This is a genomic window from Methylobacterium sp. J-092 (assembly GCF_022829325.1).
Classification (GTDB): domain Bacteria; phylum Pseudomonadota; class Alphaproteobacteria; order Rhizobiales; family Beijerinckiaceae; genus Methylobacterium.
The window spans coordinates 1-6,480 of sequence record NZ_JAKSXU010000026.1 but is presented as its reverse complement, the minus strand read 5'-3'; the positions used below and the strand labels follow the sequence as shown (position 1 = coordinate 6,480).

At 65.3% G+C, this 6,480-nt stretch carries 6 protein-coding genes and 1 pseudogene; 3 read left to right on the top strand and 4 right to left on the bottom strand.

Annotated elements, in window-relative coordinates:
• Positions 1 to 1,464: AI-2E family transporter (locus MKK60_RS00525; RefSeq protein WP_243983467.1), on the top strand; the 1,464-nt coding region annotated here is incomplete at its 5' end.
• 218 nt (positions 1,465 to 1,682) lie between these two features.
• Here MKK60_RS00525 and MKK60_RS00520 read toward each other — a convergent pair.
• The 3 genes from MKK60_RS00520 to MKK60_RS00510 are packed head-to-tail and all read right to left on the bottom strand — an operon-like array spanning position 1,683 to position 4,042.
• Entirely contained in the window at positions 1,683 to 2,066 is a 384-nt protein-coding gene (locus MKK60_RS00520) for an acyl-CoA thioesterase (RefSeq protein ID WP_243983466.1), read from the bottom strand.
• Positions 2,067 to 2,090: 24 nt separating this feature from the next.
• Entirely contained in the window at positions 2,091 to 2,804 is a 714-nt protein-coding gene (locus MKK60_RS00515; RefSeq protein WP_243983465.1) for an HAD family hydrolase, read from the bottom strand.
• A 59-nt stretch (positions 2,805 to 2,863) separates the two neighbouring features.
• Entirely contained in the window at positions 2,864 to 4,042 is a 1,179-nt protein-coding gene (locus MKK60_RS00510; RefSeq protein ID WP_243983464.1) for a zinc-dependent alcohol dehydrogenase, read from the bottom strand.
• A 412-nt stretch (positions 4,043 to 4,454) separates the two neighbouring features.
• Between MKK60_RS00510 and MKK60_RS00505 the strand changes: the two genes are divergently transcribed.
• Together MKK60_RS00505 and MKK60_RS00500 are read left to right on the top strand one after the other, a co-directional pair.
• Positions 4,455 to 4,802, top strand: coding sequence for a hypothetical protein (locus MKK60_RS00505; RefSeq protein ID WP_243983463.1), 348 nt, complete (start codon positions 4,455 to 4,457; stop codon positions 4,800 to 4,802).
• A gap of 70 nt (positions 4,803 to 4,872) precedes the next feature.
• Positions 4,873 to 5,760: an alpha/beta hydrolase family esterase gene (locus MKK60_RS00500; RefSeq protein WP_243983462.1), complete on the top strand. Its 888-nt coding sequence runs from the start codon at positions 4,873 to 4,875 to the stop codon at positions 5,758 to 5,760.
• A 592-nt stretch (positions 5,761 to 6,352) separates the two neighbouring features.
• Here MKK60_RS00500 and MKK60_RS00495 read toward each other — a convergent pair.
• Positions 6,353 to 6,480, bottom strand: a pseudogene (locus MKK60_RS00495) (IS5/IS1182 family transposase); the annotation flags it as partial.

Genomic DNA, 6,480 nt, shown 5'->3' with positions numbered 1-6,480 from the left:
CAGTTGGTCCGCGTCCAGGACCCGGAGATCTCCCCCCTCGCACTCGCCGAGAAGGTGCTCGGTCCGATCTTCGAGCCGCTGACCACGGTCGGCATCGTGCTGGTCGTCGTGGTGTTCCTGCTCCTGCAGCGCGAGGACCTGCGCAACCGCATGATCCGCCTGTTCGGATCAAGCGACCTGCATCGCACGACCGTGGCCATGGACGACGCCGCCGGTCGCCTCGGCACCTACTTCCTCGCCCAGCTTGGGATGAACGCCGCGTTCGGCGTCATCGTCGGTGTCGGCCTTTGGTTGATCGGCGTGCCCAACCCCCTCCTATGGGGGGTGTTCTCGGCGCTGATGCGCTTCGTGCCCTACATCGGCGCCTTCATCTCAGGCATCCTGCCGGTGGCGCTGGCCGCCGCGGTCGATCCGGGCTGGAGCATGGTCATTGCCACCGCGGCGCTGTTCCTGATCGCCGAACCGATCTTCGGGCAGGTGATCGAACCGCTGCTTTACGGCCACTCCACCGGGCTCTCGCCGTTTGCGGTGATCGTCTCGACCCTGTTCTGGGGTTTCCTATGGGGGCCCATCGGCCTGATCCTGGCGACACCGTTCACCGTCTGCCTCGTCGTGCTCGGCCGCCACGTCGACAGCCTTGAGTTCCTCGACATCCTGCTCGGCGACCGGCCGCCGTTGACCCCGGTCGAGAACTTCTACCAGCGCATGCTCGCAGGCGACCCGGACGAGGCCCGCGACCTCGGTGAGGCCATGCTGAAGGAACGCTCCCTGTCGTCGTACTACGACGAGGTCGCGTTGAAGGGTCTCCAGCTCGCCGCCAACGACTACGCCCGTGGCGTTGTCACGCCGGCGCAGCTGGAGAATATCCGGGCGTCCTCCCGCTCCCTCGTCGAGGACTTCGAGGACCATGAGGACGTCGAGCCCATGGGCGACGGCAAGGCCGTCAATCCGAACGAGACGCCGACGCTGGCCGAGCGGACCCACTTCAAGACTGAGGCGGTGCCGGGCCAGGCGGCGACCCGCGAAGGATTGCCCGAGGCGTGGCGGGGCGAGACGCCTGTGCTGTGCGTCGCTGGGCGCGGTCCCCTCGACGAAGCCTCCTCGGCAATGCTGGCGCAGTTGCTGCGCAAGCACGGCCTCGGCGCGCGGGTGGTGTCCCATGGCGACGTCTCGCGCGACCGGGTGCGCAACCTCGACGTCACGGGCGTAGCGATGGTGTGCATCTCCTACCTCGACATCACCGGCAACCCGGCGCACCTGCGCTACTTCATGGAGCGGCTGAGGCGGCGTGCCCCCGGCGTTCGGGTGCTCGTCGGCCTGTGGCCCGAGGGCGAGAGCGTGCTGGGGGACGCCGCCGCCGGCAAGGAGGTCGGCGCCGACGACTACGCCTCGTCGCTGCGGGGAGCGGTGGAGGCCTGCCTGAAGGCTGCGGGCGGCGTGGACGAGGAGAGGACGGCTGCCTAGTGATCCGAATCGGACGCTTGGTACCTACCCGCGAAGTTCGCAACGGGTGGGGAGCGGACCTTAGGCCCTGGTCCAAAAGCAGACGCTCAGCTTCCGACCCAACTCAGCCGTTCGAACCACTATCGGCGCTTCCCGGAAGCAGCCATGCATCGAAGACCAGACACTTCAGCCCTGCACCCTGGGAACGGCGAACGCCTCCAGTTCCCGTCGTACCGTAGCTAGGCCCGATGCCGCGGCTTCCCCTCATCATCCAAGGCAACATAGGTGAACACCCCTTCGGTGACCTTCTGCGGATCACCTCCGGTCCTGTCCCGGATCCAGACCTCGATCCGAACCCCCAACGATGTCTCACCGTCTTCCTGTAGGGCGCAGTAGCAACTCACCTCATCGCCGACCGAGATCGGACTGAGAAAACGCATTGCGTCGATGCTGACCGTCGCCACGCGGCCCTTAGTTCGCTGGGCAGCAAAGGTTCCGCCGGCCAAATCCATCTGCGAAACCGTCCAGCCTCCGAAGATGGCACCAGCAGCGTTCGTGTCGCGCGGCATGGCGATGGTGCGCAGGTGCGGCCCCTCGGACGGGGTTGAGCTCGTGGCTGCCATGGGAGGTGCTCCGTCCTCGTACGATCAGGTCTGCGACCCTGCGAGTGGCGAGGTCTCGTATCGGGCGAGCAGTTCAGCCGGATCCCGATAGGTGGCGATGCAGCCGGCCTGCATGAGTTCTTCGGCCGTCCACCCCCCCGTAAGCAGCCCAATCGTCCGAATGCCAGCCTTGGCAGCGGCTTCGGCATCGTAGGGCGTATCACCGACGACAACGGCATCCTGTGCCGCGACGCCGTCGAGGCGCTTCAGGGCCGCCTGGAAGATGTCCGGGTTCGGCTTGCTCTCCTCCGCGTCATCGGACGACGTCTCGATGCTAATGAGATCGTCGATCTCGGCGATCTTCTTGTAGGTCTTGAGCTCGTCGCCCTTGGCGGAGGAGGCGAGTGCGAGCTGCTTGCCGTCGGCCAGCAGGCGCTCGACGAGCGCCCGGACCTGCGGCAGGCCCTTGATGGTCGGGAGGTAGAGCTCCTTCAGGATCCCCGAGCGGTGCTCCTCCAGGGCATCGCCCTTCTCGGCGATTTCCGCCTCCGACAGGAACACCGGCATCAGGAGGTCCCCGCCCTTGCCGATCTGCCTCCTGAGGTCTTCGAACGGGATGTCGTGACCGAAGTCCCTGAAGGCATCCTGCCAGGCACGGGCGTGCTGGGGGACCGAGTCGATGAGGGTGCCATCGACGTCGAAGATCACTGCGGTAGGCATGGATCGCTTTCTTGTCTGTGTTGGGCGGCGGCGACCCATCAGGAGCCGGCCGTGCCTCGTCCCTGGAGACGAACGTGCTCCAGCTCCGTGGTCGTCCTTCAGCCGTGAGGCTTGAACACCACCTTGGTGCAGGCATCCTTCTTGTCCCGGAACATGTCGTACAGCGCCGGGCCGTCCTCCAGGTTTGTGGAGCGATGGCTGATGATGAAGGACGGGTCGATGTCGCCGTTTTGGATGCGCTCCATCAGCGGCTTCATATAGCGGACCATGTGGGTCTGGCCGGTCTTCAGTGTCAGGCCTTTGTTCATCAGGATGCCGAGGGCGACGGGACCGACCGGGCCCGCGAAGACGCCGGGCATCGAGACGTTGCCACCGGGGCGGCAGGCCAGGATCGCCTGGTTGAGCGCGAACGGACGCTCCAGGCTGACGGTGTGCTCCATAATGGCGGACGACACCTTCTGCAGCGTGGTGTCCGCCCCGTGGGACTCCATGCCAACCGCCTCGATGACCGCATCCGGACCGAGGCCGTGGGTCATCTCCATCAGCGTGTCCTGGATGTTCTCCGTGGATAGATCGATGGTCTCGGCACCGGCTTCCCGCGCCAGGGCGAGGCGCTCCGGGACGCTGTCGATAGAGATGACGCGCTTGGCGCCCAGCATCAGGCAGCACTTCACCGCGAGCACGCCGACTGGGCCGCAGCCCCAGATCGCCACCGTGTCCTCGGGACCGATGTCGCAATGCTCGGCGGCCTGATAGGCGGTCGGGAAGATGTCGCTGAGGAACAGCACCTGCTCGTCGGTCAGGCCCTCGGGTACGACGATGGGGCCGACATCGGCGTAGGGCACCCGCAGGTACTCAGCCTGGCCGCCGGGTATGCCACCGGTAAGGTGCGAGAAGCCGAACAGTCCGGCGAGCGGATAGCCGAACACCTTGGCCTGCATCGCTCCATTTGGATTGGTGCGCTCGCAGCAGCTCCAGTTGCCCCACTTGCACTGGCGACACTCGCCGCAGCAGACCGTGAAGGGCACCACGATACGGTCGCCGACCTTCAGCTTGGCGTTGTCCCGACCGACCTCGATGACTTCACCCATGGTCTCGTGCCCGAGGACGTCGCCGCACTCCATCGTGGGCATGAAGCCGCCCATGAGGTGAAGGTCCGAGCCGCAGATCGCGCAGGCGGTCACCTTGATGATGACGTCACGACCGTGCTCGATCTTCGGGTCCGGCACAGTCTCGCACGAGATCTTGCCTCGGCTCTGCCAAGTAAGTGCCTTCATTTGATCGATCCTGCTGAAAAAATATTGCGCCCGAAAACCGCGGAAAACCGTCCCCCGCCGAGCGCTAAGCATGATGACAACTAACCCCTGGGTCGCTTGATCCCGCGAGCACCAATAAGAATTCCTGCGCCTGGGAACGCCCGGTCGCCTTTCGGGACGGTGGCAGCCCCATCCCCCAAGGGCTGGTGGGAACCGTGTCCCGGCCGGACCATCACCGATTGACCGCATCGACAAATTTCGATGACGGCGGCGACCGACACGGGTCTGCCCTGCGTTTCGTGTTGCAGTGCAACATTCGTCGCTGGCTCGTGTTGGATAGACGCTACCCTCGCATCGCTGCGTGAGGGACGGCATCCCGATCGTTCGCTCGCCGAGTGGGTCCGGGGGTGCTGCCATCCCCCGGAGAGACACCATGATGCGCTTCGCCGCCGCCGCCGTTCTCGCGACCCTTCCGCTTCCCGCCCTCGCATCGTCCTGCGCCGAACAGATCGGCACCATCGAGCGTCGCCTCGACAGCGCCGGGGCGGTTCAGGTCGCGGGTCTGAAATCGGGGCACGAACTTCGAACAGGCTCGGCACGAGGTCTGACCGATATCCGCCGCGGCTCACCGAGCGATCCGGAGATGGTCTCAACCGCCGACCACATTGCCGCCGCGCGGACCCTCATCGTCCGGGCGTCCGCCGAGGACCGAGGCGGCGACAAGCGCGCATGCGAGAATACGATGACCGAGGCAAAGGGCATGATCGGCGCCCTGCCGTAGCTCGCGATCCGCTCCATACAGGGCCATCTTCGAAAGCATCTCGATGACAAAGCGTCCCGGACCCGCGTCGATGGATTCGGTGGAGCGGTCCATCGACCGGCCCGGCGCCTTGGCACGTCGGTACGGCAACAATGCCGGTAGCCGCGCCTACGACCTGTTTGTGCCGTCGGGTTCCGGACACGGTCCCCGTCCGCTCGTCGTGATGCTCCACGGCTGCTCGCAGACCGCGCGCGACTTCGCCATCGGAACCCGGATGGACCGGCTGGCCGAGGAGCAGGGTTTCATCGTGGCCTATCCCGATCAGCCCCGGTCGGCCAACATGATCAAGAGCTGGAACTGGTTCAGGGACAGCGACCAGCACCGCGGGAGGGGCGAGCCGTCCATTCTCGCCGGGCTGACCCAACGGATCATGGAGGATTTCGACGTGGACCCGGCAAGGGTCTACGTCGCGGGCCTGTCCTCGGGCGGGGCAGCGGCCGCAGTAATGGGCCAAACCTACCCGGACATCTATGCCGCCGTCGGCATCCATTCTGGACTCGCCAGCGGGGCCGCCGGGTCGATGGCGGCAGCCCTCTCGACGATGCGCCGGGGCGCCGTGCGTCAACCGTTGCGGACAGCGCATCCGGTTCCGACCATCGTGTTCCATGGGGACCGCGACACGACCGTCGCATCGATCAACGGGGATCAGGCCATTGCGCAATCGCGACCGGGGACGGAACTGACCGGCACCACCACCGAGGGGCGTTCCGCAGCCGGGAGGGCATTCACGCGGACCGTCCTGGCGGAGATTTATGGAGCCTGGTCATCGGAGCAATGGCTTCTGCACGGTGCCGGCCATGCCTGGGCTGGCGGCCACCCATCCGGGTCCCGCACCGATCCCAAGGGTCCCGATGCGAGCCGGGAGATGCTGCGCTTCTTCATGTCCCACGCGATGGGTACGCGATCGCATTTGACCTGACGATCGGGGGCGTTTTTCGTCGGGAACTCCACGCGGACGTTTCGCAATCGTCGCGGCGAGAGCAACCGACGGTACGGCTTAAGTATTGCCTCAGCCGCATCGGAGGCGACGACTTCGCAGCGGTCCTATGCGCAATCGACGTCGAGGAGGCCCGCCGAAGGGTCGCGACGTTCCATCGAGCCAAGTCGGATGGGCTTGCTCAAGCGCATGTCCCAGCTACGGCGAGCTTGGGGCCTGTATCCTGGTGCAAGGTGGAGATCCCGAGGTGGCCCTAGCTATGCGGATAGCTGACCAGTGCATGTCCGAGGCGAAGGTAGTCGGTCCAGGTTGCCTTCGCATTTGGCGCCTCCTCGAAACGTGCGCCACAATCGGACCGTTGATCTTCTGTTCAACTTGGTAGTGGTCTGATAACCGATATCCACCAGCGTGTCGGCGGTGACCACACGGACGAGTTGTTCATCTTCTGCCATGAGGATAGCTAAACGACTGCTGTCTTACGAAAACGTACTTCGCGCATAAGGGCGATATTGCTCACTACTCTCAGGCACTGGCAACCATGACCAAAGCCTGTGATACTGCCTTAGACCCTGTTTCATAAAGCTCGGGCGATCCGTCTGACGAGGATCATGGCTGCGGCGAGGACGAAGAAGGCGAGCGCAGAGGACGGGGTAGCCTCGTGGTCGCGAGCCAACCTGCGGCAGCGGGCGATCCAGCCGAAGC